Source organism: Sporosarcina sp. AD_1 (assembly GCF_057373025.1).
Genome location: NZ_JBPVIR010000004.1, coordinates 378,121 through 403,210, shown reverse-complemented (window position 1 = coordinate 403,210; position 25,090 = coordinate 378,121). Strand labels below are relative to the sequence as shown.

Sequence of the window (25,090 nt, the reverse complement as noted above, 5' to 3'; positions counted from 1 at the left end):
CTATTGATGCAGCGCTGCTAGCTTTATTATAGGATCAGGAGAGAATAGGGAACAATAGCAAATCCCCTATCCTAACGATAGGAGATTCCTATGATTCAACTGATGGTAGTTTTTTCATTCTCCATCCAGTCAATCATTTGATGTAGAAGCTTTTTTTCCATCTCCCCGCGCAAATAGAGAGGATGCCAGACCCCAAGCAGTTCGATCGCTTTCTTTAACAGCAGAACAGCGTTTTGTGTATCTCCTTGTATGTAAGACAAAAACGCATTTCTTTTCATATCTGTAATAGCATCCAGTTTTCCTATGGATTGCAGAGCATTTTCAATGCCGGGATAGCTTGCAAGCCGACCGGTGAAAAACAGAGCTGTGGCGTACGAGATATCGGCTATATCTGCGTACAGGTCATCCGTCTTTTCTGCACGGGTAAAGGCTGTCTGGAGTCCAACAGATGCAGCTTTTTCAGCATGCTCCGGAAGATGAAAGTAATTGATTGTATGCAAAAAACTTGTTGCAGACGGATCCTTCCCAGAGGTGATTAATTGTTCAACCGTATCAATCAATGTCGGATTCCACTGTTTTACATCCGTATTCCGCGACTCTTCCAACAAAATTTGGTGGCCCATTAAGAGAGCGGATTCATGCAAAGGCTCCGTTTTCAATTTTTGTATGACTAAACCATCAGTGAACACAGATTTGACCGTCGCCGGTTGAAGATTCGAAGCACCCAGCAGGAAGTTCACGAGCCCGAATATGAGTAGGAAGGGATGATGCCAGACACTGAATGCTAGCGCAATGGAAAGGATGCTGAAGGCTATGTTCGTGAACGGTCCGCCATAAATATAACGAATTAATCGGCGTTGCATATCTTCAAGTTCCAGCTTCTCAGAAAACCCCATCATAGCCCGTCCAACGTATCCTAAGGAGGAGGGGATCCAGTGTAAAACGAATTTGCCTCTATGCCGCTCCAAGACCAGGGGACCGACACTCATATTTAATACTTTCATGCCTTGTGAAAGTCCAAACAGCGCATGCCCTGTTTCATGAATAAGGACAGTCAGGGCGAAACTGATGAGAGCATACAAGACCATGCTGACAATCATGCCTAAAGACCATGCCTCTGGATATAAAATAAAATACAGGACCGCCAATAAACCAATGACGGCCCCAAGTAATGCTGAACCTACCTGTTTCATATTGTCACCTCTAGCTGAAAAATGTCTTATAAATGAAGATCAGTACGACACCTGCCAAGAATCCGATCAGTATCCGTCCAAATTGTTTCATATCAATTCCCCCCTTAATCAACCATTCGTTTTCTGTAAATAACAGCAGTAAGCATAAACATCACAACAACCCATGCTGCAATGACTGCCAGTTGCAGCCATACATCCCCAAACCCGGCTCCGGCTTCGACTTTTATCCCGATTTCAAGGAGCTGGATATTAGGCAAATAAGTCGCCGCTTTTAAAATCGGATACTGTTCTGCAAGTGAAGTAATGAATGTCCCGAATGAGAAGATGACCATAACAGGCAATACAATAACAGATGCCTCCATAACTGACTTAGCAAACAGGCCAAGCAAGGTACCAAGAGCAATATAAAATAGGGCGGACAACACGAGGGCAATCGCCACAACTGCAATATTCGCAGGTTTATATTCCGCCAGAAACATGCTCAACAAAATAGTGATAAGTGTTAACACTAAGGATAATAAGCTTTTACCCGTCAAAATTTCAGTCGTGCTGGCGGGAGATAACATCAATCCGCGCAAGGTGTTCTTTTCTTTCTCCTCTGCAATAAGACAACTTTGTACAAAAGCTGCTACCATCGCAAAAGCAAGATTAATCAGCACATAATGGGACTCAATTGCTGTCACGCCCATTCGGCCATAAATGGCTGCCAGAACTGGTGACAAGAAAATCACAATAGATACTGCAAAGTTTCGTGAAAAATCTTTATAATCTTTCATAAATATTGCGTTTACCCGTTTCCAAGAAAATGTCATGCTAATTTCCTCCCTGTCACTTGTACAAAAATGTCACCGAGTGTCGGCTCGTTCGAGTGGATGGTCTCCACTTCATTGGCTTGCATATAATCATAAAGCTGCTGTGCCCCGTCAGCACCGGCGGGCAGTATGATTTTTTCCTCGCTTTTCAGCTCGACTGTAATGGTCGAATCGGAAAACCTTTTCTTTAACTTGTCTGGCGCATCCAGTAATTGAATCCGCCCCTTGTTTAAGAAAGCGACTCTATCGCAAAGTGTCTCTGCTTCTTGCATGTCATGAGTCGTCAGGAATATTGTCGTTCCTTTTTTATTGAGGGCACGCAATCCTTCATAAATATGAAGCGTGTTCACCGGATCAAGAGCTGATGTCGGCTCATCTAGGAATAACAGCTCCGGTTCATGCAAAAGGGCGCGGGCTAATGTGACACGCTGCGTCATTCCTTTTGATAAAGTGGAGATTCGTTTCTTCTGGTCTTCCTGCAAATTGACAGCTGCGAGAACTTCGCCAATTTTTGCGTATGGAACATCATACAAATCGCAATAAAGCTTTAAGTTATCATAGATGGAAAGTCTTCCATACAGGCCGCTGTTGTCCGTTAACACGCCGAATCGTTTACGATAGGCGGGCTGTTTCAACTTCGCGATAGACTCTCCAAAAACTAGGGCTTCTCCGCTGGTCGGCACCAATTGTCCGGTCAATATTTTAATAGTTGTTGTTTTCCCTGATCCGCTCGGGCCGAGAAATCCGAAAATCTCGTCTCGTCTCACTTGAAAATCTACACTCTCGATTGCTTTTTGATTAGAGAAGATCTTCTCGAGGTTTTTCACTTCGATAATATTTACCATTTTCATCCTCCTGGGAATCGTTCTTCATTTCGTATTTGCATCCTTAGATTACTAGGAAGTGAAGAGGCGGGCAGTATATTCCGGATGAAAAGAGCAACCGAGCTAGTCAATGGAGCAATGGAACCGTGAATGGAGCCTCGAATAGTAAAAACTTATTCAGTAAACTGCGTCAAATTACTAGATTAGATAACTGCAAGAGACAGGACATGCCAGAAAACGGTTGGACAAGCGAAAAAAGCCGAAATATTTCCGGGGAAATAATCGGTTTTTCCACATTATTTGAGTCCGAGCATCTCTTTGAGTTCGACCATTTTCGATTTGGAAAGCGGAATTGTCGATTTGGAGATATCCTCCAGGACGAGACTGTAACTATTTCTTGTCCAGGTGACAACTTCCCGTACTTTTTGTAAGTTGACGATGTAGGAGCGGTGACATCGGAAGAAGCCAAATGGCAATAAACGTTCTTCCAACTCGGTCAGTGTAAAGACACAAGGGAAGGACTCTCCCTTAATATGTAAAAAGGTTTGCCCTTCATTACTTTCTATATAATCAATCTCCGGCGGGTTAAAAAGGACAATTTTTTCATTTACCTTAGTCGGTATTTTTTCAAACCGGACGGGTTGTGTGCTTGAGACCGTGCCAGTTGGATCAGATGTCTCTTCGTCCTCATCTGCTTTCAGTTGAATGGAACGCAATCCGTTATCGTCTAATTGAAAGACGGTATCGGCAGACGTAACAGCGCTTTCCAAATTTCCCGTCAAAATGAAGACGACTTTGCCAGCTTCCCGAAGGTGCTGGAGGATCGACAGGTAAATCCGTTTTGATTCCAAATCCATATTTTGATCGGGTTCCTCCAACACAAAGATGGCAGGATCTTGGATGAGCAAACAAGCGAGTTGCACACGTTTCTTCTCCGAAAAGGATAGCTGTTTGATTTTTACTGAACGCTTCCCATCCAGCTGCACCATACGCAAGATATCATCGGCTGAGGCCTTAGAGCTGTGAAGCCTTTTCGTGAACTGCAACATCTCTGCAATGGAAAGGCGCTCATACAGGCCATGATGTAAAAAGAGAAAGCCGGCGCTGCTTGGCTGTTTGAGCTTCTCGTCAAAACGAATTTCTCCATGGGACAGTATTGTTTTACCTAATAATAGGTGAATCAGCTGCTCCCGGACATTTACGCTTGAATAGACAGCAACAACTTGCCCATTGTTTATCTTTAAATTGAATGAAGGGAAAATCAAGGAATCATGAATGCGTTTTTCTGCATTTACAAACTCAAGTGTCATCAAGGTGCCTCATTTCGTTTCAATCTTATATAGAGAGTATAACAGCAATTCTGATAGACTCGAATAGTTGAAGAGAAGATTTTGGTTGGAAAGGGTAAGGGTGGTTTTTTTCTCTCATGGGTAAGATGGAGAATATTTGAATGGAAACATTTCATAGGACCTAGGCGTTCCTAATAATATGAATCAAAAAATGCCAATTTAGCTTTTGTAGGGAGATTGAAACAACATGGATGAACTAACAAAACAGTACATGGTCGGCTTGCGCAATGTAGGCAGTGAGTTAAAGCGCTTCTCCATGGTTTATAAATTTGCGCTGGACGAAATGAATACGAAAATCAATATATTGAAGGAAGAGTTTCTTCATATTCATGATTACAATCCCATTGAACACTGCAGCTCCCGCTTGAAATCACCGGAAAGCATATTGAAAAAGGTGCACCGGAAAGGAATTAAGTTTTCATTAGCGGCCATCAAAGATAACATTAAAGACATTGCCGGAATCCGGATCACCTGTCCTTTTGTATCCGATGTCTTCAAAATTAGTGAAATGATCGGGAACCAGAAAGACGTAGAAATGGTTGAGGTGAAGGATTATATTACGAATCCTAAGCCGAACGGGTATCAAAGCCTACATCTGATCGTCAAAATCCCTGTATTCATGTCAGACCGGGTCGAAGACGTGTTTGTGGAACTGCAAATCCGGACAATTGCCATGGACTTCTGGGCCAGTTTGGAACACCGGATATTCTATAAATATGATAAGGATATACCTCAGCGGATCAAAAATGATTTGAAAGAAGCGGCCCTGGCCGCCTCCGCATTAGACGCCAAGATGGAGAATATTAATAAAGAAGTCGTGATGATCAAAAAGAAGAACAACGAAGAGGCCATTTTTGAAGATACATTAGATGTGCCGCAGCCAATTATTGAATTGCTGTTCAAGGATATCTTCGAGTCCTCGCTTGGAGTGCCGAATCAACTATCGGAACTGCCAGTAACGAGTAAATAAGAAAAGGGTGGAATCCAGTCGATTCCACCCTTTATTCATGGACGTCATATATGCCAAAATACGAGAATAACCGCCAAATAAACCTTCCTAGTCGCCAAATCCTAAGATTTTGCGCGAAATAAAACGGGCTGCCTGCCAAATACCAAGGAGTTACGCCAAATTACAGTGCTCGTGCGCCAAATCCTCATGCTTCTGCGCCAAAACACTATCGCGCGAATCTACTCAGAGCACCGAATAAGCGACCAGTCCCCCTCAAATTGTATCCCTAAATTTCCTTCCTCTTAAAATAAAGCAATCCTGCCAAGAAAAAGACGGCGAAGCTGCCAATAATAACGATAAATAACGTTTCCGCTGATGTATTCAAAGCACCGAAGCTTTCGCTTGAATCGGGCATCATCAATAGGAAAGGCTGCGCCCACGGATAGTAAGGCCCGAACCGCTCTGAATTGACGATCAGCATGTTTGGAATCGTAAAGATAACATTAATGGCAAGCGGAGCTGCAAAGCTTGACCAGGCAACGGATACAAATAGTTGCAGTGCGAGCAATGGCATACATGCCAGCCATCCGCCGAAGATACTTGAACCGATAACATCCCATGGGATATCCGTTGGAAATCCTTTTATCCACCCAATGACGAGCAATGCTACAACAAACAGCAACTGGGTCAGGCCAATCAGTAGGGCGACTAACATCATTTTCACGACATAGACACTCCCGCGTCGAACCGGCAGTGTAAGGAGTTGCTTCCAGCCGCCGCCCGCATGTTCATATCGGCAGACGAAGCTGGCAAAAACACCAGTCAAAAGGGGAAGGAAAAGAATCGCGTGACCGACAGTCATCATGCCCAGTGTCGTAACCCATTGCATTCCTTCAAATTGGGGCACTTCATTGAACTCCAAGAGGCCGATAAAAAATGAAAGCAGCGGACTGACAAAAATTAATAGCCAGATCGACGACTTTCGAAGTTTATAAAACTCGGATGCAAATAAAGCTGCCATTCATTTCACATCCCTTCGTGAAAAATCGATGAGACTGAGCAAATAAATGCCGAGTCCTGTGATAATACCGAATAGGACGGAGTAAACTGGTTCCTCCCATTCATTAACGAGCCAAGGCCATTTCAATGGCATCCAATCAGGGAAACCTGTCGCATACATCGAGACAATTGTGCCTAAAATGCCTGTCGTTAAAGGAATCGCCTGATTCTTCATGGAGATAGCGAGCCATGTTTGAAGCGCTAAAAAAGGCATGGCAGCAAGGAACGGAAAGAAACACATTTTAAGTAAATACAGAATCGGAATATCTGCCCCAAAATTGAGAGCAATGCCTAAAATGATGGTTCCGACGACCAGCAATATGCAAGACATGAATAGTAGTACAAATGACAGCAGCGCTTTCCCTGCAAATACCTTCATTTTAGAAACCGGCAGGGAGAGGAGCTGTTTCCATGCATTCGTCTGGTGCTCTATGTTTGCGATCATGGATGTGAGAATGGTTAGCCCAATCAGAATAGTAGGTACGGAAAGCATCGTCACTTCTCCGATGAGTCCTCCCCATAAATCGTCTTGATATTGGCTGGTCAGCCAGTCATACCGGAGTCCAAAATTGACGGCCTCAAGACCAACAACGCCAAGAGGTCCAAGTACAACAAGGAAGAGAATAAGCTTCCGTTTGATTTTAATAAATTCAGAGAGCATAATTCGTGTCATAGAAGACCGCCCTCCTTGCCAGTCAGCTCAAGGAAGATTTCCTCCAATGATTTCTTTTGTTCTTCCACCCGATAAATCGAGAAATCATGCTCCACAAGAGATTTCACAATGGCCGCCACCTGATCATCCGTCCCGCGATCAATAGTTATGTTATTTTGGACCAAGTCAGTCGTAAAACCGTTCGATAACAGCGTTTTCCACGCAGCTTCCACATCATTCACAGTCAATTTGATGCTGCTGGAAGCCTGCTCCCGCAGTTTTTGGATGGAGTCCTGAAAAATAATGCGGCCTTTTGTAATGATGCCGACTTGAGTCGCCATCTGATCGATTTCCGACAGCAAGTGACTGGACACGACAATCGTGATGCCGTGTTCCTTTGGCATGCTTTTGATCAACTCGCGCATTTCCAAAATACCGGACGGGTCCAGGCCGTTCGTCGGTTCATCCAGAATGAGCAGTTCCGGATTGCCGAGCAGGGCGGTTGCGATGCCAAGACGCTGCTTCATGCCTAAAGAAAAGCCTTTGACGGGGCGTTTTGCGTCTTTTGTCAGCCGGACAATGGAAAGGACTTCATCAATCCGTGATTTTGGTACTTCCAGCAGCACGCGGACCGCTTCTAAATTTTCACGGGCCGTCAAATGTCCATAATAGGAAGGGTACTCCACGAGAGAACCGACTTTTCGAAGGATAGCCAGTTTTTCCTTGCGAATATCCTTTCCGAACATGTGAATCGATCCCTTTGAGGGGCGGGCGAGTCCTAACAGCATGCGGATCGTTGTCGTTTTTCCTGCACCGTTCGGTCCCAAAAAACCGTAGATTTCCCCCTTTTTCACTTTCAAGTCCACATGATTCACGACACGTGTTGTTCCAAACTTCTTTGTTAAATTTTTCGTTTCAATAATGAATTCACTCATGTGTATCACCTCACTATCCAGCTTACCGGGGGAAGGTTAAATCAAAGAGGCGAGGAAGTTTAAATTTCGTTTAAAAAATAAAACCGGCTACACTTGTGTTGAAGTGTAGCCGGCGTAAGGACTTTCATTATTCTTCCATGTGACTTCTGATTTTCTTCGGTATCATAACCACTTCGGTAGTTAAATCTTTTGATCCAAAGGAAGCGTCAATGCATTCATCCCAATAGGCGAGGTGCTGTTTGTCAATCCAATGCTCTGATTCTTCCACGTCTTGGCCACCCTCACCACGTACGGAATACCAATATAGATATTCTTCTCCGTTCAACGTCTCGCGAAAAATCGTTTCCACGTACATCTTTTCACCTTCCAACGTAACAAGTACCTCATCCATATTGTCATTTAGAAACGCCAGCCATTCATCCACACGCTCTGATTTTCCTTCTTTTACTCGATATCTAGTTAGTTCAATGTTCATGATTATTGCTCCTTTGTCTCTGACGGATTGTCATTGTTGTTCCATGCGTAGTTGTTTGGATATCCCATTCCAAGTTCATTTCCTTTATCATCAAGGAAACGATCGAAAGCCCAATGCCGACTCCTTGAGAAGGCGACTTGGATTTCATTCCGGGACCATGATCTTCGATAATCAGTGTTTCTTCTTGAATTCGAATGGCAATAAAGCGGCCATCCACTGCATGCCTATGAATATTTTGCAGCAAGTTATCGAGAATTCGGCTGAACCATTGAGGGTCTGCCTCCCAGAAAACTTGCCGGTCGGGTATATCCAATTCCATCGTGAACTGCAAATTCTCGAAAACTGGATACCACGCGGCGAATGAGGTACGGACGAGCCGGACGATATCAATTTGTTCCGGATGGAACGGGTACTTGCCAGTCGTCAAAAGCGTATAGGAGACAAGATTGTCGATGAGCCCGTCCATGTACTTAATTTTTTCATCAAGTAATTTCACCGATTCCGTTCCCTGTTCACTCAACTGTTCTTGTTGCAGCCGATAGGCGTGACCGCGGATGGTTGTCAGCGGTGTCCGCAGGTCGTGCGATAAGTTGGCAATCAATTCTTTTCGTAATTCCTCTTCCTCTAGTTGGCGATGCCGACCTTCCTCTACTTCTTGAACCATCCGGTTGAAGGACAATTCCAGCTGTCCGATTTCATCCTCGCGTGAGACAGCTACGGGGGAAGGTATCCCGCTTTGATCCGAAATGACCATCGCTTCTTGCAAATGAAGAAGTCGTTTGCGGATACGGTAGAAGAACAAAGTGGAAATGAGAATGAAGACGATAAAAACAGTTAGCAACGCAATTGGAAAGAGAAAATTGTATTGTTCTCTTAATTTATCACTTGGGCTTTGCATATCAGCCCGGGGCAATTGGAAGACGATAAAACCGTTTGTCCCTTGATCTCCAAGGAAAGCGACTGTGGTGAATGGGTCGGTCGTCAGTCCTCTATGATCTTTCATGAATTGAATGGCGTCCGTTGCACTCCATTGTTGCCGTACTGAAAGATTCGCAGGGAACATCACGCGTGTCATCCCTTGTGCATCGACCCAATATAGATTCGCATCTGTGTAGACTTCGTTCAGTTGGTGAAATTTGACCCGGATCTCTTTTTCAGTTGCCTGTTCAAGTCCTTTCGCCGTACGGTGCCACATTTCCTCAAGATCTGTTCCGTTATATAAACGATCGACGGACTCTTCCTTGTACAGCGTATTGTAAAAAACAATGGATAATCCGACCATGGAGACGGGCAAAATCATCGTCGCAAATAAAATAATCAGGACATACTGGACCAATAACGAACGTCTCAGCCGTTTCATTGCTTCACCCGATATCCGATGCCCCGGATCGTTTCAATGATCGTTGGCTGGCTCGGATCTTTTTCGATTTTTTCCCGTAAATAACGGATATGGACTTGGAGTGTTTTATCCCCCTCTAGATAGGGCTCCTGCCAAATGCCCTCGTATAATTGCTCTTTCGTCAGTATTTGGTTCGGGTGTCGCAGGAGATAGGTAAAAATCTGATGCTGCTTGGCAGTCAATAATATTTCATCACCTGCCGTCGTCTCAATCCGGTTCTCCTTTAAATTAACTCGCAAATGCCCTAAAGTTATTTCTTCAATAGAATCCCGTCCAGACCTCCGCAACAACACATCAATCCGCGCTGCCAGCTCATCGGGATGAAAAGGCTTAGTCAAATAATCGTCGGCGAATTGAAGTCCGGCCAATTTATCATCTACTGCAGTACGCGCAGACAACATTAAAATCGGAATATCCCCTTGCTTCCGCTTTAATCGCTGCCCAATCGTAAAGCCGTCCAAACCCGGCAGCATTACATCTAAAACGACAAGATCCGCCTCTGCGAGAACCTCATCCGCCCCTTCGCCTGACAGCAGCCACCGAACCGAAAACCCGCGTGACTCCAAATCATCCTTTACAAATCTCCCAATCTCTCGATCATCCTCTATATATATAATGGTTCGCATATCGTTCCCCCGCAATCTGATATAGCTCTATCCTAGCTGATAGATTGGTGAAATGTAAATCATGGAAAAAAGGAGTTGGACGGTTTAAGACGAAAGGAACTGCAAGGGAGCTGATGGAGTTGAAGAAAAACAAGACGGAGGAAAATGAGAATCTCGTTCACAAGGAGAGGGAAGGGAAGCCCGTCGGAAATGTAAAAGACAGTCTTGATCAAGGGAGCCGGGGTCTTCGGGAAATGAGCTGGAAAGCGACCGGTGTTTTGATTACTGGAGCGCTTCTTGTCTACATAGCAATTGTGATCTTGAGGTGAAGGATGGTGTGACGCAGCTGTCGCCGAAATGCTTTTGGCGATAAAAAAAGAAAGGAATGGAAGACAGAAATAAAACATGAGGAGCACTTGAAAAAATACGAGCGGTTCGGCACAATAATCGAGCGCTTCCCGCAATATACGAGTGGTTCAATACAAGATACGAGCGTTTGCCAAATTATACGAGCGGTTCCTGGAATATACGAGTGGTTCGACACAAGATACGAGAGGTTACAGCAAGTATACGAGCTGTTGCTGTTATGCAGGAGTCACGGAAATACATTTGGCAATAAAACAAGACCGGTTGTACAACAAACATACGAGCAGTTACGGTGACGCAGCTGTCGTCCGAAATGCTTTTGGCAATAAAAGAAGAAAGGAATGGCAGGCAGAAATAAAACATGAGATGCACTTGGAAATATACGAGCGGTTCGGCACAATAATCGAGCGCTTCCCGCGATATACGAGTGGTTCAATACAAGATACGAGCGGTTGCCAAAATATACGAGCGGTTCCTGGAATATACGAGTGGTTCGACACAAGATACGAGCGGTTACAGTAAGTATACGAGCGGTTGCGAAATGCAACAGTCACTGTCATGCAGCGGTCGCAGCAATCACAAAGCAACAAACATACTTAACGGTTTCCAAAAAGACTAACGCCACAGTCGAACATTTAATGAAAACATATCATCCTGTCAGGACGTAAGTACCTTTTGAAATAGGGTGTTCCCTTATAGGTTCAAAGAGATTTTTGCCGTATGATGGTCAATAGTAGAAGAATTGTCTTTATAATCGAGAAGAGAGTATTCCCTTGACTTGCGTTTTGCAGTTTACTTATATGATTAATTAAGAATAATGTGATATTTTAGTAAAGAAATAGTACAACATTACTGGAAATGAGCAAGTCGGTGGAGTTCCCGTTGAATTGTGCAGAACCGGATTATATTCTTGAAAGAAAGCATATCTAATTATATGGAAAAAAGGCGCTTCGCTCATTTTCCATTAGGGAGTCGTAGCCATGAAAGAGGAACTATTTAATGTCCAGCAGGAAATCGAAGGGATTCAGAAGGAATTTGATTTCGATTATGTGGGAGTGGCGTTCGTTCAATCAGCGGATCGGCGGTTCGAATTACGTTGGAAATATGTGACGGGGAACCAGAGTGACCGGCATCAGCGGCTCATTTTGCAGTCGGGGAAAGGGATTGCGGGGCTCGTCTTTAAGACGGGAAAGCCGATGTTCATTTCGAGTGCAAATGAGGAACTTGGCGGGGAGGATCTATATAATTATCCGATCGTTGTGGCGGAGGGACTCATGAGTTTTGGCGCCATCCCGCTTTATAAGTACAACCGGGTGAGAGGTGTGCTGTTAGTGGGATACCGGACAGACGGTAGACTGAAGGCCGATGTTTTTCAGGAGTTCCAGGAATGGATGGGTCCGCAATTTGGTCCGTTTTACAGCAAGGAGATGGTGTGCGAATGAATGGAATCAGTGGAATGCAGTTGTCTGAGCTGTTGATGAAGCTGTATGGCAACTCGGCCGAAGCGATCTTTTTTTTCGACCGGGACGGCAATGTGCTGGGGATGAATGACGCGGCAGCGGATATTTTGGAGGAGGATGTGTACCGTCAATTGATGGCTGGCCAGTCGGGGGCGATCTGCCAAACGTGCAAAGGGTATATGAGTTCTGATGAATTGCAAACGTGTGCTTCTTGCTATATGTCCAAGCCGGATGAAGATATCAGCTCGTTTCAAGTGTATTTTGACACGAAAGGGAAGGGTGTCATCCCGTATTCCGCGAGCATTCAAACGATAGATCAGGAGAGTGGCATCCGGGCGTTTTTGCTTCGGGATATGACACACCAGTTCCAAACGCAGGAGGAACTGAACCAGAAGCGGATGATGAAGCGTGTCATTAAAGCGCAGGAGAATGAACGGAAACGGATTTCCCGTGAACTGCATGATAGTGTGGCGCAGGAGATGCTTAGTTCACTCGTCGATTTGCGTGTGCTGAAATATATGAACATCAGTGAAGAGGCATTGAAGAAATTACAACAGACAGAAGGCTCGCTGATGAGGTTGTTGGATGATATCCGGCATTTGTCCGTTGAGCTCCGCCCTGCCACGCTCGATGATCTCGGCTTGAAGGCAGCGTTCCGGACGCATTTCAAATGGATCGAAAAGAATTATGGATTGGCGATTCATTTTGATACTGGCCTGGAATTGGAACGTTACGGGGGAGAAGTGGAAACCGTCTTCTACCGGGTCTGTCAGGAAGCCGTATTCAATGCACTGAAATATGCCGATGTAGAGGAAATCACCGTCGAGCTTGACGAAAAGGATGAGACACTCCAATTGGTTGTGAAGGATGAGGGCAAAGGGTTTGATTTACATGAAATCGAACCGAAAGGAACGGGTCTTGGTCTGTTTGGAATGAAGGAACGCGCGGAACTGGTGGATGGCGACTTGACAGTGGAATCGGTGATCGGAAAAGGGACGTCCATCCGCTTGCGGGTGCCTGTGAAGAGGAGGGAGGACGCTTGAAAATTGTCATAGCTGACGATCACGCGGTAGTGCGAAGCGGATTCATGTATATTCTAAATTTCCAGGAGGATATGGAAGTGGTGGCTACGGCCGCGGATGGCCTGGAAGCGTATGAAATGGTGGCCAAGCATCACCCGGATATCCTGCTGATGGATTTAAGCATGCCGCCAGGAGAAAGCGGGTTGATTGCCACCGGGAAAATCAAGGAAGACTTCCCTGAAACGAAAATAATCATTTTGACAATGTATGATGATGAAGAGTATTTATTTCATGTGTTAAAAAATGGGGCGTCCGGTTATGTACTGAAGAATTCGCCCGATGAAGAGCTGCTCACGGCAATCCGGACTGTACATGACGGCGGTACATATATCCATCCCTCCATGGCGACATCGCTCGTCCGGCAGTTTGTCCAGAAGGATTACCAGGAGGAAGAAACCGATCCTTATAAAATCCTTTCAAGACGGGAAATCGAAATTCTGCCCCTCGTCGCTAAAGGATATGGGAATAAAGAAATTGCGGAAAAGCTATTTATCTCGGTAAAAACAGTAGAAGCACACAAGTCGAAGATGATGGAAAAGCTGAATTTGAAAAGCCGTCCGGAGCTAGTCGAATATGCGTTGAAAAAGAAATTTCTGAACTTCTGAAAAAGGAGGTCCTCACACGTTATGAAATCGACCTATGACGATGAATTGCCGGCAATCGATGTGCTTAAAAATGAACATAATTTTTTGTCGAAACTGATGGGAAGTTGGCATACCGCTGTTTTGGGCTTCCGGGGGGATAGATATACGCAAGCAGAGGGCAGGGAAGTATGTCAGTCACTGCGCAGACAGATCAAGGAGTTTATCGGACCCTTCAGAAACCATACAGAGAAAGAGGAAGAGTTTCTTTACCCTTTGCTTGTAAAAAACGCGGAAACCGAGCGAGATTTATTCTCCATCAAAAAGGTGAAGGAAGAGCATACAAGGATCTTTGCGGTTATCGAATATTTACTGCGGTATTCCTATGAAGATATTAATAATATGTCTTTGGTGGAATTAAAAGCAATTGCCAAGGATGCAGGTGAACTGTTTGATATGATGACGGCCCATTTTAACAAAGAGGAAACGCTCCTATTTCCAAAGGTTCTTACTAGCCTGCGTTCTCCGGAACAGCAACAGCTGTTTAATGATGTATATACATCTATTATTTAATATCATCGGACTTCTTTTGTTTGGCTGTCTTCTCAAAGACTGTTGTTATTGATTTATAATTAATCTTTAATTCCTGCAAAAATGTATCTACTTGTATATTAATACACCTAATTAATTGGAGAATAAACTTGGTGGTGGTTATTTGAAAAAAAATTTCTTCCTGATATTATTGGTAAGCCTATTATTACTTTCTGCCTGTACTACTGTAGATACGAATGGAAAAACGCAATCATTAGAAGAGTTTTATAAAGATGCAAAAATTGAAAAGGTAGATAAAGTTATCATTCAAGATGGTTCAACTGGTGCTTCTAAAACGATAACTAAGCAGGAAGATATCGGTGAATTTCTATCTCTTATTAAAGCAATTGAATTTACCCCACAAGATAATCAAGAAGAGCGTGTCGGCTGGCTATATGGTATTACTCTTTTTGATGGAGAAAAAGAATTTACGTTTACTCTAAATCACATTGACAATACATATTACGATACAAATCCAGATATTCACCCAATTGTAGATAACTATTACAAACAATTAGACATTGAGGAAGAATAAAGGCTTTAATACTAATTAGACCTCTTTCTATTTAGGTCTCAGACTGTAGACAAAGTCACTTCGAGATGAATAGAAATGCATAAACCAACCGGCAGGGAGCGCAACTTCGCTTTCCATGGGCTTGGCTTCAGCCTCCTCGTCACTTCGTTCCTGCGGGGTCTTCAGCTCAAGCTATTCCCATAGGAGTCTACGTTGCGCTCCCTGCCTTTGATATAATTTCTTTATGTTTAAGTAAATATGAAATTTCTTTTAACTCCCTATATACAAGGTTCATCATTTTTATTATTACTAACATAACTTGTTAGCAGAACATCCGTTGATTGGAGCGGAAGGCGTCGACTCCTGGGGGATGAGCGGGACAGGTGAGACCCCACAGGAAAAGCCGTAACAAGGAACGGCATTTGCGACAAAAAGCAGAGCGTTTGAAGCAAGCTTGAATCGCGAAACAACAGGTAGAGGATGCCTTAATTTCTGCAAAGAACGCAGAAATACGGCAAATCGAACTCTTCGTTGTTCGATTGGCTCACCGCCTGCCCCGGAAAGCGACCGCCAGAAGCGGAAATCAAATTTACTAGGAATCTAAATGTAAGTAGCGGTTGTATATTATTTTTATACGCCACAACAAATTAATATGCTTTTGTCTACGCTCTAAGACCTCTTTCTATTGAGGTCTTTTATTTTGACTTTCTTCATATCTCACCAGTAGTATAATTTGATTTTTGAAACGCTGAAATAAGCATTTTTTTAACTTTCTTATCAAATGCTAAATTCTTTCCTAATTCAAGACGACGGAACCAAGAGGTAGTTATCCAGATAATAAGATCCTACTCATTGTAACTTTCCATCTTCTTGTTTCATCGTTTCAAATAACGCTATTTCCCCTGATTTTGTTAATTCACTGACCTCTTCATACACATCTTTCAACATACTCAAACACCTCCTTAACCCCCATTGCATCAACCTTTTATTAATGGCGTCAAAAAAGAACCCCTGCATTTCTGCTGCAGGCACGGTATACTGAAAGAGATAGAATCGTCAGTTAGTGATAGATATATATAATAAAAAGCAGAACGGGGAAGGCAATTTAGAAATGCTGGCAATTCATGAGGTGGAGGGCGACTTGGAAAAGTTATCCTCATGCCGATTGTCAATATGGCTTCGATCCGTTCCGAGGGCATCCAATCATACCGATTGGAAGCTCTCGGTTTATTTGTCGGAAAGGGGTGTGGGGATGGACAGCAGGTATTCGAGACAAATGCTTTTCAAGCCGATCGGGGAAATGGGACAAGAACGGATTAGCTCGGCTCATGTCGTCATCATCGGCTGCGGTGCGCTCGGTTCCCCGATTGCGGAAATGCTGGTCCGAGCGGGCATCGGGAAATTGACGATTGCGGATCGTGATTATGTGGAACGGTCGAATTTGCAGCGCCAGCAATTGTTTATCGAACAGGATGCGGATGAAGGGACGCCCAAAGTGGTTGCCGCAGAGCGCCGGCTGAAAGACATACGGCGGGATAGCGATATCCGGATTGTGCTGGACCATGTGGACGGTCCATTGTTGGAGGAATTGGTTGCCGATGCCGATTTGATTATGGATGCGACGGACAATTTTGAAACACGTTTGCTAATCAATGACGCGGCTTGGAAGAAGGGCATCCCATGGATACACGGCGCCTGCGTCGGCAGTTCGGGGACGGTATTTCCGTTCATCCCGGGAAGAACCGCCTGTTTCAGATGCCTGCTGCCTGTTCTGCCATCCGTCAATGAAACATGCGATACAGCGGGGATTATCGCACCGGCTGTTCAACTGGTGGCGGCACGGCAGACTGCGGAGGCATTAAAGTGGCTGACAGAAAATGAAGACGCCATGATGACGAAGCTGCATCACTTTGATATGTGGAATAATACGCAGGTGGAAGCAGGTATTTCACGCCTCCGCCGTCCAACTTGCGAGACATGCGGCGAGATGCCGACATACCCGTCTTTACATAAGCCGGAAGGGACGAATTATGCTGTTCTTTGTGGCCGTGAAACAGTGCAAATTAGCCCAGACAGCGGCCGTGCGCTAACAATGGACGATGGAGAGAACGTTGCGAAGCGGATCGGGAGCGACTATAAGCGGACACCCTTTTTCATCGAATTTCATGTGGACGGCTATCGCTGCGTCCTCTTTCAAAACGGCCGCCTGCTGATTCATGGGCTGCGGGATTTGAATAAAGGCCGTCAGATATACCATCAATTGTTCGGATAGGGGGAAGGAAGTTGTCGGAAGTGCTGCCAACAGATAAACGAAAGCCGATAGGCGTAGGTATCTTAACTGTCAGTGATACGCGTACCGCAGCAAATGATAAAAGCGGTGATGTAATAGAAGAGCTAGCGAGAGCAGCAGGCCATCTCATTCACGTACGGCAAATCTGTTCGGATGAACGGGAATCGATTGAATCGGTCGTGAACCAATGGCTGCAGGACGGGCGCGTCGAGGCTATATTGATCACCGGCGGAACGGGGATCGGTTTGCGGGATGTGACGATTGAAACTGTGACACCCTATTTCACGAAGCCGATCGATGGCTTTGGAGAGCTCTTCCGCTTTTTGAGCTATACAGAGGATGTCGGGTCGAAAGCGATGTTAAGCCGCGCTACAGCTGGCGGGATTGGAGAAAAGGCGCTTTTCGCGTTGCCCGGCTCGTCCAAGGCTGTAAAACTTGCGATGGAAAAATTGATTGTGCCGGAGCTCCATCACATCGTTTATGAGTTGACGAAGCACCGGTTGTAATCAGCGACTCATTTCAAACGGGTTGCCGTGTGTAATCGCCATTTTTACCGCCTGTTTTGGATAGCAGCATCGTCGGCCCGATAATCATGTCCTTGCCGGCTGCTTTGCACATATCGTAAATGGTGAGGGCTGCAGCCGAGGCGGCAGTGAGGGCTTCCATTTCGACACCGGTCACGCCTTTTGTTTTGACTTCCGCTTCAATTCGAACCTCGTAGTGACGGGCCGTCTCGTCAATATTCCAGCTAAAACGGACATCGACTCCTGTCAAAGCGAGAGGATGGCACATTGGAATGATGGAGGATGTATTTTTGGCGGCCATAATGGCAGCAACTTGCGCTACGGCGAAGACGTCGCCCTTTTTATTCGTCCCCTCGGTAATTTGAGAGTGGATCGTTTCATTGACGACGATGGACGAAGTTGCAACGGCAGATCGTGTCGTAATGGATTTGTCGGAGACGTCGACCATCTTGGCGCGGCCTTGCTCATTGAAATGCGTGAGTTCAGACAATGGATTCATTCCTTCCGTCATAGTACTGTTAGTATAAGAGAGTTCGAATTTTACGAACTCAAGGATAACTAGTTTATTGTATAAGTATAACAGAAGAGGGGAGCGGGTTTGCATGGTGGAAATGAGAAAGCCGATTCCGGTTTCCGAAGCAGTCCGTCTTGTCATGAAACATGTTGCATCGCTTGGGACGGAGAAGATAGTACTTGATCAGGCGTATGGCAGAATACTGGCCGAGCCGATTGTGGCAAAGCACGATGTACCGCCTTTTGACCGATCGCCTTATGACGGTTTTGCCATTCGTTCGATCGATTCCGAAGGAGCATCCGGCGATAACCGGAAATCTTTCCGGGTGATTGGCGAAATTGGCGCGGGGTATGTGGGCGACAAGCCGATTGGTGAAAAGGAAGCATATCGGATCATGACGGGAGCTCAGCTGCCGGAAGGAGCAGACGCAATCGTCATGCTGGAGCAGACAGTGGAAGGAGAAGCCGGTTTTACGCTGCGCAAACCATTTGAACCCGGCGAGAACATTTCCTTTAGAGGGGAAGATGCCAAAGCGGGAGAACGGCTGGTGGAAGCAGGTGCCCTCATTCATCCGGGAACAATTGCGCTGCTCGCGACATTCGGTTACGCCCAAGTGGAAGTGGCGAAAAAACCAGTCGCAGGTGTACTGTCAACAGGAACAGAGCTGCTCGATGTGGCGGATGAACTCGTGCCCGGAAAAATTCGCAACTCGAACGGACCAATGATTCGCGCCCAGCTGGAGCGCATGGGGATCGCATACCGTTCGTACGGCATGATGGCAGATGATCTAGATGCCTGCACAGAACTTGTAGCCAAGGCGATTGAGGAGACGGATCTTCTATTGACGACAGGCGGCGTTTCGGTCGGCGATTATGATTATTTGCCAGCTATTTATGAGCGGCTCGGCGCAAAAGTGTTGTTCAATAAAGTAGCAATGCGTCCAGGCAGCGTCACGACGGTAGCAGTTTTAGGGGAGAAGCTGCTGTTTGGGCTGTCCGGTAATCCCTCTGCTTGCTTTACAGGATTTGAACTTTTTGCCCGCCCGGCCATTCTCGGCATGATGGGCGGCCATGCACCCTATATGCCAAGGATGCGAGCACGGCTTGGAGCGGATTTTACGAAGCCCAATCCGTTCACACGATTCATCCGGGCGATTTGGGAATTCACTTCCGATGGAATCATCGCTTCGCCGGCAGGTTTTAATAAATCCAATGCGGTCTCTTCGATCGCCCGAGGGAATTGCCTGATTGTGCTGCCGAGCGGGACACGTGGTTATGAGTCAGGTGACGAAGTGGATATCCTCCTTCTAGGAAGCGAGCAAGGCGTCAGCGAGTGGACATTATGAAAACATTGCATGTCGTCGGCTATAAAAACAGCGGGAAAACGACACTCATTTCAAGATGGGTGCGCTTGCTCAAGGAACAGGGAGTCTCGGTCGCCGTACTGAAACACCATGGCCATGGCGGCAAGCCCGTGATGCCTGATGAAGGAACGGATACCGGTACATTTTTAACAAACGGCGCAGATGCGACCCTCGTCGCGGGGGGAGGTTCGGTTCAATTCATCTGGAATGAAGAACCTGATTTTAACCAGCTGAAAACGATCGTTTCCCAAGGTAAGCCTGACATCTTATTCATAGAAGGGTATAAAGGGGAAAAAGGAGAAAAAGTGATTCTCCTTCGAAACGAGGAAGATTGGGAGTCCCTGCGAGATATAGAAGGGAAACAGCTTGTGATTGGATGTCCCGATATCGAAACGGAATGCGTGCATATTGATTCGCGGGAGAATGAACGGGAAATCGATGAATGGTTTGCCAAATGGATAGCAGGGGGGCGTACAGATGAAACCGTTTGAAATTGTTGAGGAACCGATCGATGTAAAAAAATATATGGATTACGTCCTGCACCCGGCTGCTGGGGCAGTGACCGTTTTCACAGGCAATGTGCGGGAATGGACACATGGAGTTAGGACGCTGTATTTATCATACGAAGCTTATGTTCCGATGGCGGAGAAGAAAATGACGGAAATTGGGGCAGAGATGGAGGAAAGATGGCCAGGGGTTCGAGTTGCGATAGCCCACCGAATCGGGGAGCTCCAAATTTCCGATATTGCGGTCGTGATCGCTGTTTCATCCCCCCATCGGAAAGCTGCTTATGAGGCCAATGAGTACGCCATTGACCGCATTAAGGAAGTCGTTCCGATTTGGAAAAAAGAGATTTGGGAAGATGGCGAAGAGTGGATCGGTGCGCAGCAAAAATATCCGGCGAAAGGGGTGGAGTGAAATGATTACAGTAAAATATTTTGCTAGGTTGCGAGATGTGGTCGGGAAAGGCGAGGAGACGCTGGATCGGGAAGAGCTGACCGTTGCGGAGCTGCTTGACTGGGCAGAATCCACATACCCGGGTTTTGGTGCAGACAACGTACAAGTTGCGGTAAATGAAGAATATGCATTAAAGGAAGATCTAATCCGATCTGGAGACGTTTGCGCATTCATCCCTCCTGTGAGCGGAGGCTGATGCGGACGGCAGGAATTGTCCTTGCGGGCGGCTTGTCCAGCCGGTTCGGCTCTCCTAAAGCATTTGCGGAGTGGGAAGGGGTACCGTATTTTAAGTACTCTCTTCAGGCTATGGCTCCTTTTTGTGAAGCGTGCCTAATTGTCACGAGACCGGAATTGGTGCCGCAGTTTCCAGAAGGAATAAAGACGGTGACGGATTTGGCTGAGATTGCAGGACAAGGTCCAGTTGCAGGCATTCTGTCTGGCATGGAATCAATGGAAGCTGACCGATACATCGTGCTGCCTTGTGATATGCCCTTCATGGAGCCGGGCGTGATCGGTGAATTGCTAAAGAGGCATCAATCGGGAGTGACGGCAGTCGTTTTAGACGGTAAGAAACATCCGCTCGTTTCAGTATGGGATGTCTCGGCAAAAGCTGAATTGCGGCAAGCGCTGGAGAGCGGACAGAGACGTGTGATGGATGTGCAGGAGAAGATCGGCATCCAGTGGGTGGATGGCTGTTCATTGACAAGCAACCCTGCAAAGGTTTTCGAGAATGTGAATACACCCGGTGTGTTGGAAAGGAGAGGATCAGATGGAGGCGATCGTCGATAAGCTTGGGCGTCCGATCCGTGATTTACGGATTTCAGTGACAGACCGATGCAATTTTAGATGTACGTACTGTATGCCAAAAGAGATATTCGGTGATGATTATGTTTTTTTGCCGAAAAGCGAACTGCTGTCATTTGAAGAGATCGAGCGATTATCACGCATTTTTGCCTCTCTCGGCGTAAAGAAGCTCAGATTGACGGGCGGCGAGCCATTGATGCGGCGGGATCTTCCCAATTTGATTGCCAGGCTGACGAATATCGAGGGAATTGAGGATATCGGACTGACGACGAACGGCGTGCTGCTCGCCCAGTACGCCAAGCCACTCTATGAAGCGGGTCTCCGCCGATTGAATATGAGTCTGGATGCGCTCGATCCGGAGCTGTTCGGAGCAATGAACGGCCGGGGCATCAAGCCGGATCTCATCCTTTCCAATATCGATCGGGCAAAGGAAATCGGCTTTGACATCAAAATGAACATGGTCGTACAAAAAGGGATCAACGAAAAGGAAATCCTGCCGATGGCTTCCTATTTCAAGGAACGGGGCATTACGTTGCGTTTCATTGAATTTATGGACGTCGGCAACGACAACGGCTGGAGCTTTGAGAAGGTCGTTACGAAGAAAGAAATCTATGACATGCTGAAAGCGGAGTACGAGATGGAGCCTGCTGAGGAAGCGTATTTCGGCGAAGTCGCGAAACGCTACCGCTATCTCGACAACGGCGCGGAAGTCGGTTTCATCACGTCTGTATCGGAATCATTCTGTTACTCCTGCACACGGGCAAGGCTTTCTTCGGAAGGCAAGCTATACACCTGCCTATTTGCATCCAGCGGCTTCGACTTACGCGAGTTGATCCGCAGTGGAATGCCGGATGATGAGGTTCGTGACCGTATTGTTTCCGTATGGGAGGGGCGCGGCGATAGGTACTCCGATGAGCGGACGGAACAGACAGCGAAAAACCGGAAGAAGATTGATATGAGCTATATTGGTGGGTGAGGAAAACGTTCTGCGGCCGGGAGAAGCGACTGTGGAGCGTTTTTTCTTTTACCTGTCTACCATTGTGCAATGCATCTGCAGGTTTTATTCGTTTGTTAATCAATGACTGAATTATGCTACGATAGATGAAACGAAATCGGGAGGTAAGGGGAATGAGACCGAGTGTGTTCATTACAAGAAAGTTGCCGGAGGAAATAGTAGCTCCGCTTCGGGAGAAGTTTGAAGTCAGGATGTGGGACTCCGATGTATCGGCCGTACGCCGTTCCGTATTGCAAGAGGAAATTGCACAAGTGGATGCGCTATGGACAGTGGTATCAGATCGTATTGATCGCGAGCTGCTGGAAGCGGCGGGACCATTGAAAGTCATCGCCAATATGGGGGTAGGATTTAATAATATTGATATAAATACCGCGAAGGACAAGGGAATTATCGTCACAAATACGCCGGATGTGCTCACCGAGACGACGGCTGATTTGGCGTTTGCCTTGCTGCTGGCAACGGCGCGCAGGCTGAATCGAGCGGAACGGGAATTGCGCCATGGCGGGTGGTTATCCTGGACACCGATGGGCTTTACGGGAATGGATGTCGGCGGGAAGACGCTTGGCATTATCGGAATGGGCCGGATCGGGGAAGCGGTTATGCGGCGTGCCAGCGGATTCAACATGCGTGTCCTGTACCATAACCGGAGCCGGAAAGTTGAAGTTGAACAGACATACGGTTGTGAGTACGTGGAGCTGGAACAATTGTTAGAGAGGGCCGATCATGTCGTTGTTTTAGCACCTTTGACAGAACAAACCGCCGGAATGATCGGGCAGCGGGAACTGGGTCTTATGAAAAAGACGGCGACCTTGATCAGCATGTCGCGCGGTGGGATTATCGATGAAGACGCGCTGTATGAAGCGCTAATAAATGAAACGATTTGGGGCGCTGGTCTGGATGTCTGGGAAAAAGAACCGGTGTCCAAGCATCATCCATTGCTCACGCTTCCGAGTGTAACGGCCTTGCCGCATATCGGCAGTGCAACAGTGGAGACAAGGAAAGCGATGATGCAAATGAATGCCGAAGCCATTCTGGATGTGTTGGAAGAACGGGAGCCGGATAATCGGGTTGTGTAAAGGATGTTGGGAGATTCCCTGCCGAATAAGTGAAACGAGTTTCGAATCTCAAGTAAAACGAAGGTGAAATGATGCACATCTATATGCTTCTTCATGACCCACTGGAAGCACAAGGGTTGAAATGGCTGCTCACATCGCAATGGAATGATATGCAAGTATCGATCGCAGAGCAAGCAGCAGATTTGAAATGGATGCATGAGGCCGATTTCTATATTATTGATATGAAGTTCATTACCGAAGGGAAAATGACCATACCTGCTCATGTGGAATGGCTTGGCCTTTCATCAGAACGTACTTTTCAGACCGTATACGAGGCTCTGTCCATGAAAGCGGAAGATATCCTGTTTAGGCCGTTGCAGCCGGAGCGGCTCATATCGCATGTCCAGCAGCTTCGGTTTCGGCGGCGCAATGAAAAAGTGCAGCTGAAACGGCAGGACAAATCCGACCTACCCCTCTCCTATGAAGACTTTCTAGTGGGCAATACGTACCCAGACCGCTTATTGCTTATTGGCTTGATCGCCCCGTCTCATCTGGATAAGCTGCATTATCTCGTGAGAGAACTGGAAAGGTACGATTTTCCGACTCGTTATGATGTGTTTCCATTTTCGGATTTTGTTCTCCTTGTCCATGAAATGAAAGATTCTGCTGAACTTCTGGAAGCATACCGCGCCTTCTTCTCTGAATGGAAATACCAGTCGAATACGCTTTTGACGATCTATTTGCATGAAGGAACAAAGCGGATCAGCTATCGTGAGCTGTATAGGAAAATGCGCCGGTTTCACGAACGGATTTTTTATGACGGGTACGACATTCTTACGTTGGAGAAGGAAGACGTCCATTGGCGGGATCTGGATCCATTTTTATCGCCTCTTGAACAGAGGAAATGGATTGAGATGTTGGAGAAACAGCAATCGGCCGAAATTAGAAGTTGGATGGAGCAAGATTTCCTGACGTTATCCGCACCGTACCCGAACCCGGAGATGGTAAGGATACGTTTGACGAGCATCTTGGCACAAGTGCGACGTTACATGACATCAAAATCACTCATATCGGAGGCGGCGGAGAGTGCCTATTTAACCCTATTCGAAACGATCATCAGGGAGCCTGTCGTTTACCGGATCGTCGAGTCGTTCATCACATTTGTCACTACGCTTTTCGGAACAGCACAGATCGTTTCGAGGCACTCAACGCTTGTCGAAGAAAAAGTGAGGGAGCGCATTGCCTTAAATTATTGGAATGCCTCGTGGAGCCTCGCTGCTTGTGCGGAAGAATTGAATATGCATAAGAGCACGCTGAGCCGGAAGTATTCGAACGAGGCAGGAGAGTCATTCAGTGACTCCTTGCTGAAAAAAAGGGTGGAGGAAGCCGCCCGTTTATTGAAAGAAACAGATCTTTCGATTGCGGATGTCGCCAAGGCAACCGGATTTACACATGCGCCATATTTCAGCAGGCGGTTTAAGGAGAAGACAGGGCTAACCCCAAATCAATATAGAAACCGGTAACAGCGGCGAGGTTCTATCCTCGCCTTTTCTATTTTTCAGCTTAGAAAGGCTACAAGTCTATGAAAGAACAAAATGGATAGAGATATTGTGTAAGAATGTGAAATAATATATAAAAATCATCTAAAATGATTGTAAAAGTATAAGTAATAATAAAATAATATAAACAATTAACCGAACATTACCTATAGAATGAAAGTAA

General features: G+C 46.1%; 30 protein-coding genes and 1 pseudogene. 19 read left to right on the top strand and 12 right to left on the bottom strand.

Annotation, left to right across the window (positions count from 1 at the left end; genetic code table 11):
* Nucleotides 1-95 precede the first annotated feature (95 nt).
* The 4 genes from ACSW3C_RS10490 to ACSW3C_RS10475 form a co-directional block, all read right to left on the bottom strand.
* Entirely contained in the window at nucleotides 96-1,193 is a 1,098-nt protein-coding gene (locus tag ACSW3C_RS10490) for a site-2 protease family protein (protein ID WP_486562494.1), read from the bottom strand.
* A 104-nt stretch (nucleotides 1,194-1,297) separates the two neighbouring features.
* A complete protein-coding gene (locus ACSW3C_RS10485) occupies nucleotides 1,298-2,005 on the bottom strand; it encodes an ABC transporter permease (RefSeq protein ID WP_486562493.1) in 708 nt (235 codons plus the stop codon).
* Nucleotides 2,002-2,850 (bottom strand): ABC transporter ATP-binding protein, encoded by an 849-nt coding sequence (locus tag ACSW3C_RS10480; protein ID WP_486562491.1) that lies wholly within the window; start codon nucleotides 2,848-2,850, stop codon nucleotides 2,002-2,004. Before ACSW3C_RS10480 ends, ACSW3C_RS10485 begins: the two co-directional genes overlap by 4 nt.
* Before the next feature lie 275 nt (nucleotides 2,851-3,125).
* A complete protein-coding gene (locus tag ACSW3C_RS10475; protein ID WP_486562490.1) occupies nucleotides 3,126-4,139 on the bottom strand; it encodes a LytTR family transcriptional regulator DNA-binding domain-containing protein in 1,014 nt (337 codons plus the stop codon).
* Between the two features lie 226 nt (nucleotides 4,140-4,365).
* Between ACSW3C_RS10475 and ACSW3C_RS10470 the strand changes: the two genes are divergently transcribed.
* Nucleotides 4,366-5,148, top strand: coding sequence for a GTP pyrophosphokinase (locus tag ACSW3C_RS10470; RefSeq protein ID WP_486562489.1), 783 nt, complete (start codon nucleotides 4,366-4,368; stop codon nucleotides 5,146-5,148).
* A gap of 265 nt (nucleotides 5,149-5,413) precedes the next feature.
* Here ACSW3C_RS10470 and ACSW3C_RS10465 read toward each other — a convergent pair whose 3' ends face one another.
* The 6 genes from ACSW3C_RS10465 to ACSW3C_RS10440 all read right to left on the bottom strand — a co-directional run bounded on the left by ACSW3C_RS10465 (nucleotide 5,414) and on the right by ACSW3C_RS10440 (nucleotide 10,273).
* On the bottom strand, nucleotides 5,414-6,148 hold the full coding sequence (locus tag ACSW3C_RS10465) for an ABC transporter permease (protein ID WP_486562488.1): 735 nt from the start codon (nucleotides 6,146-6,148) through the stop codon (nucleotides 5,414-5,416).
* Nucleotides 6,149-6,859: an ABC transporter permease gene (locus ACSW3C_RS10460; RefSeq protein WP_486562487.1), complete on the bottom strand. Its 711-nt coding sequence runs from the start codon at nucleotides 6,857-6,859 to the stop codon at nucleotides 6,149-6,151.
* Nucleotides 6,856-7,773 carry an ABC transporter ATP-binding protein gene (locus ACSW3C_RS10455; RefSeq protein WP_486562486.1) on the bottom strand — a complete coding sequence of 306 codons (918 nt, stop codon included), beginning with the start codon at nucleotides 7,771-7,773 and terminating at the stop codon, nucleotides 6,856-6,858. Before ACSW3C_RS10455 ends, ACSW3C_RS10460 begins: the two co-directional genes overlap by 4 nt.
* Before the next feature lie 127 nt (nucleotides 7,774-7,900).
* Nucleotides 7,901-8,248, bottom strand: coding sequence for a DUF6176 family protein (locus ACSW3C_RS10450; RefSeq protein WP_486562484.1), 348 nt, complete (start codon nucleotides 8,246-8,248; stop codon nucleotides 7,901-7,903).
* Nucleotides 8,238-9,608, bottom strand: coding sequence for a sensor histidine kinase (locus tag ACSW3C_RS10445; protein WP_486562483.1), 1,371 nt, complete (start codon nucleotides 9,606-9,608; stop codon nucleotides 8,238-8,240). The genes ACSW3C_RS10450 and ACSW3C_RS10445 overlap by 11 nt, the downstream gene beginning before the upstream one ends.
* Nucleotides 9,605-10,273: a response regulator transcription factor gene (locus ACSW3C_RS10440; protein WP_486562482.1), complete on the bottom strand. Its 669-nt coding sequence runs from the start codon at nucleotides 10,271-10,273 to the stop codon at nucleotides 9,605-9,607. Before ACSW3C_RS10440 ends, ACSW3C_RS10445 begins: the two co-directional genes overlap by 4 nt.
* Nucleotides 10,274-10,320: 47 nt before the next feature.
* Here ACSW3C_RS10440 and ACSW3C_RS10435 point away from each other — a divergent pair, with 47 nt between their 5' ends.
* From ACSW3C_RS10435 to ACSW3C_RS10400, 8 genes are all read left to right on the top strand, one after another.
* Nucleotides 10,321-10,581, top strand: a complete 261-nt coding sequence (locus ACSW3C_RS10435; RefSeq protein WP_486562480.1) for a hypothetical protein — start codon at nucleotides 10,321-10,323, stop codon at nucleotides 10,579-10,581.
* 87 nt (nucleotides 10,582-10,668) lie between these two features.
* Nucleotides 10,669-10,914 (top strand): hypothetical protein, encoded by a 246-nt coding sequence (locus ACSW3C_RS10430; protein WP_486562479.1) that lies wholly within the window; start codon nucleotides 10,669-10,671, stop codon nucleotides 10,912-10,914.
* Nucleotides 10,862-11,140, top strand: coding sequence for a hypothetical protein (locus tag ACSW3C_RS10425; RefSeq protein WP_486562478.1), 279 nt, complete (start codon nucleotides 10,862-10,864; stop codon nucleotides 11,138-11,140). The genes ACSW3C_RS10430 and ACSW3C_RS10425 overlap by 53 nt, the downstream gene beginning before the upstream one ends.
* Nucleotides 11,141-11,598: 458 nt before the next feature.
* Entirely contained in the window at nucleotides 11,599-12,060 is a 462-nt protein-coding gene (locus tag ACSW3C_RS10420; RefSeq protein ID WP_486562477.1) for a GAF domain-containing protein, read from the top strand.
* Nucleotides 12,006-13,121 carry a sensor histidine kinase gene (locus ACSW3C_RS10415; RefSeq protein ID WP_486562476.1) on the top strand — a complete coding sequence of 372 codons (1,116 nt, stop codon included), beginning with the start codon at nucleotides 12,006-12,008 and terminating at the stop codon, nucleotides 13,119-13,121. The genes ACSW3C_RS10420 and ACSW3C_RS10415 overlap by 55 nt, the downstream gene beginning before the upstream one ends.
* Nucleotides 13,118-13,765 carry a response regulator gene (locus tag ACSW3C_RS10410; protein WP_238079585.1) on the top strand — a complete coding sequence of 216 codons (648 nt, stop codon included), beginning with the start codon at nucleotides 13,118-13,120 and terminating at the stop codon, nucleotides 13,763-13,765. Before ACSW3C_RS10415 ends, ACSW3C_RS10410 begins: the two co-directional genes overlap by 4 nt.
* 21 nt (nucleotides 13,766-13,786) lie before the next feature.
* Nucleotides 13,787-14,314, top strand: a complete 528-nt coding sequence (locus ACSW3C_RS10405) for a hemerythrin domain-containing protein (RefSeq protein ID WP_486562474.1) — start codon at nucleotides 13,787-13,789, stop codon at nucleotides 14,312-14,314.
* Nucleotides 14,315-14,456: 142 nt separating this feature from the next.
* Nucleotides 14,457-14,867: a hypothetical protein gene (locus ACSW3C_RS10400; protein ID WP_486562473.1), complete on the top strand. Its 411-nt coding sequence runs from the start codon at nucleotides 14,457-14,459 to the stop codon at nucleotides 14,865-14,867.
* Nucleotides 14,868-15,556: 689 nt separating this feature from the next.
* On the opposite strand, the pseudogene ACSW3C_RS10395 reads toward ACSW3C_RS10400, so the two are convergent.
* A pseudogene (locus tag ACSW3C_RS10395) lies at nucleotides 15,557-15,695 on the bottom strand (IS1595 family transposase); the annotation flags it as partial.
* 403 nt (nucleotides 15,696-16,098) lie between these two features.
* Between ACSW3C_RS10395 and ACSW3C_RS10390 the strand changes: the two are divergent.
* Nucleotides 16,099-17,118: a ThiF family adenylyltransferase gene (locus tag ACSW3C_RS10390; protein WP_486562472.1), complete on the top strand. Its 1,020-nt coding sequence runs from the start codon at nucleotides 16,099-16,101 to the stop codon at nucleotides 17,116-17,118.
* Between the two features lie 11 nt (nucleotides 17,119-17,129).
* A complete protein-coding gene (locus ACSW3C_RS10385) occupies nucleotides 17,130-17,642 on the top strand; it encodes a MogA/MoaB family molybdenum cofactor biosynthesis protein (RefSeq protein ID WP_486562471.1) in 513 nt (170 codons plus the stop codon).
* 13 nt (nucleotides 17,643-17,655) lie between these two features.
* On the opposite strand, the gene moaC is transcribed toward ACSW3C_RS10385, so the two are convergent.
* The gene (gene moaC / locus ACSW3C_RS10380) at nucleotides 17,656-18,150 is read right to left on the bottom strand and encodes a cyclic pyranopterin monophosphate synthase MoaC (RefSeq protein ID WP_486562470.1); all 495 of its coding nucleotides are present in this window, start codon (nucleotides 18,148-18,150) and stop codon (nucleotides 17,656-17,658) included.
* Between the two features lie 112 nt (nucleotides 18,151-18,262).
* Here moaC and ACSW3C_RS10375 point away from each other — a divergent pair, with 112 nt between their 5' ends.
* From ACSW3C_RS10375 to ACSW3C_RS10340, 8 genes are all read left to right on the top strand, one after another.
* On the top strand, nucleotides 18,263-19,519 hold the full coding sequence (locus ACSW3C_RS10375) for a molybdopterin molybdotransferase MoeA (RefSeq protein ID WP_486562469.1): 1,257 nt from the start codon (nucleotides 18,263-18,265) through the stop codon (nucleotides 19,517-19,519).
* Nucleotides 19,516-20,028 carry a molybdopterin-guanine dinucleotide biosynthesis protein B gene (gene mobB, locus ACSW3C_RS10370; RefSeq protein WP_486562557.1) on the top strand — a complete coding sequence of 171 codons (513 nt, stop codon included), beginning with the start codon at nucleotides 19,516-19,518 and terminating at the stop codon, nucleotides 20,026-20,028. Before ACSW3C_RS10375 ends, mobB begins: the two co-directional genes overlap by 4 nt.
* The gene (locus ACSW3C_RS10365) at nucleotides 20,015-20,455 is read left to right on the top strand and encodes a molybdenum cofactor biosynthesis protein MoaE (RefSeq protein WP_486562468.1); all 441 of its coding nucleotides are present in this window, start codon (nucleotides 20,015-20,017) and stop codon (nucleotides 20,453-20,455) included. The genes mobB and ACSW3C_RS10365 overlap by 14 nt, the downstream gene beginning before the upstream one ends.
* 1 nt (nucleotide 20,456) lies before the next feature.
* Complete coding sequence (gene moaD / locus ACSW3C_RS10360; protein WP_486562467.1) at nucleotides 20,457-20,690, top strand: molybdopterin converting factor subunit 1; 234 nt, start codon at nucleotides 20,457-20,459, stop codon at nucleotides 20,688-20,690.
* On the top strand, nucleotides 20,690-21,283 hold the full coding sequence (mobA, locus tag ACSW3C_RS10355) for a molybdenum cofactor guanylyltransferase (protein WP_486562465.1): 594 nt from the start codon (nucleotides 20,690-20,692) through the stop codon (nucleotides 21,281-21,283). Before moaD ends, mobA begins: the two co-directional genes overlap by 1 nt.
* Entirely contained in the window at nucleotides 21,264-22,274 is a 1,011-nt protein-coding gene (gene moaA / locus ACSW3C_RS10350) for a GTP 3',8-cyclase MoaA (protein WP_486562464.1), read from the top strand. Before mobA ends, moaA begins: the two co-directional genes overlap by 20 nt.
* A gap of 152 nt (nucleotides 22,275-22,426) precedes the next feature.
* On the top strand, nucleotides 22,427-23,389 hold the full coding sequence (locus tag ACSW3C_RS10345) for a 2-hydroxyacid dehydrogenase (protein WP_486562463.1): 963 nt from the start codon (nucleotides 22,427-22,429) through the stop codon (nucleotides 23,387-23,389).
* A 71-nt stretch (nucleotides 23,390-23,460) separates the two neighbouring features.
* Nucleotides 23,461-24,891, top strand: coding sequence for a helix-turn-helix transcriptional regulator (locus ACSW3C_RS10340; protein ID WP_486562461.1), 1,431 nt, complete (start codon nucleotides 23,461-23,463; stop codon nucleotides 24,889-24,891).
* Nucleotides 24,892-25,090: the final 199 nt, after the last annotated feature.

Bases quoted from the DNA above. Each gene is read 5' to 3' on its own strand.
- ACSW3C_RS10455 (WP_486562486.1), bottom strand. From the start codon at position 7,773: ATGAGTGAATTCATTATTGAAACGAAAAATTTAACAAAGAAGTTTGGA.
- ACSW3C_RS10420 (WP_486562477.1), top strand. From the start codon at position 11,599: ATGAAAGAGGAACTATTTAATGTCCAGCAGGAAATCGAAGGGATTCAG.
- ACSW3C_RS10440 (WP_486562482.1), bottom strand. From the start codon at position 10,273: ATGCGAACCATTATATATATAGAGGATGATCGAGAGATTGGGAGATTT.
- ACSW3C_RS10445 (WP_486562483.1), bottom strand. From the start codon at position 9,608: ATGAAACGGCTGAGACGTTCGTTATTGGTCCAGTATGTCCTGATTATT.
- ACSW3C_RS10375 (WP_486562469.1), top strand. From the start codon at position 18,263: ATGGTGGAAATGAGAAAGCCGATTCCGGTTTCCGAAGCAGTCCGTCTT.
- mobA (WP_486562465.1), top strand. From the start codon at position 20,690: ATGCGGACGGCAGGAATTGTCCTTGCGGGCGGCTTGTCCAGCCGGTTC.
- ACSW3C_RS10465 (WP_486562488.1), bottom strand. From the start codon at position 6,148: ATGGCAGCTTTATTTGCATCCGAGTTTTATAAACTTCGAAAGTCGTCG.
- ACSW3C_RS10340 (WP_486562461.1), top strand. From the start codon at position 23,461: ATGCACATCTATATGCTTCTTCATGACCCACTGGAAGCACAAGGGTTG.
- ACSW3C_RS10365 (WP_486562468.1), top strand. From the start codon at position 20,015: ATGAAACCGTTTGAAATTGTTGAGGAACCGATCGATGTAAAAAAATAT.
- ACSW3C_RS10460 (WP_486562487.1), bottom strand. From the start codon at position 6,859: ATGACACGAATTATGCTCTCTGAATTTATTAAAATCAAACGGAAGCTT.
- ACSW3C_RS10475 (WP_486562490.1), bottom strand. From the start codon at position 4,139: ATGACACTTGAGTTTGTAAATGCAGAAAAACGCATTCATGATTCCTTG.
- ACSW3C_RS10490 (WP_486562494.1), bottom strand. From the start codon at position 1,193: ATGAAACAGGTAGGTTCAGCATTACTTGGGGCCGTCATTGGTTTATTG.
- ACSW3C_RS10480 (WP_486562491.1), bottom strand. From the start codon at position 2,850: ATGGTAAATATTATCGAAGTGAAAAACCTCGAGAAGATCTTCTCTAAT.
- ACSW3C_RS10450 (WP_486562484.1), bottom strand. From the start codon at position 8,248: ATGAACATTGAACTAACTAGATATCGAGTAAAAGAAGGAAAATCAGAG.
- ACSW3C_RS10345 (WP_486562463.1), top strand. From the start codon at position 22,427: ATGAGACCGAGTGTGTTCATTACAAGAAAGTTGCCGGAGGAAATAGTA.
- ACSW3C_RS10390 (WP_486562472.1), top strand. From the start codon at position 16,099: ATGGACAGCAGGTATTCGAGACAAATGCTTTTCAAGCCGATCGGGGAA.
- moaA (WP_486562464.1), top strand. From the start codon at position 21,264: ATGGAGGCGATCGTCGATAAGCTTGGGCGTCCGATCCGTGATTTACGG.
- ACSW3C_RS10405 (WP_486562474.1), top strand. From the start codon at position 13,787: ATGAAATCGACCTATGACGATGAATTGCCGGCAATCGATGTGCTTAAA.
- moaD (WP_486562467.1), top strand. From the start codon at position 20,457: ATGATTACAGTAAAATATTTTGCTAGGTTGCGAGATGTGGTCGGGAAA.
- mobB (WP_486562557.1), top strand. From the start codon at position 19,516: ATGAAAACATTGCATGTCGTCGGCTATAAAAACAGCGGGAAAACGACA.
- ACSW3C_RS10485 (WP_486562493.1), bottom strand. From the start codon at position 2,005: ATGACATTTTCTTGGAAACGGGTAAACGCAATATTTATGAAAGATTAT.
- ACSW3C_RS10415 (WP_486562476.1), top strand. From the start codon at position 12,006: ATGGATGGGTCCGCAATTTGGTCCGTTTTACAGCAAGGAGATGGTGTG.
- ACSW3C_RS10470 (WP_486562489.1), top strand. From the start codon at position 4,366: ATGGATGAACTAACAAAACAGTACATGGTCGGCTTGCGCAATGTAGGC.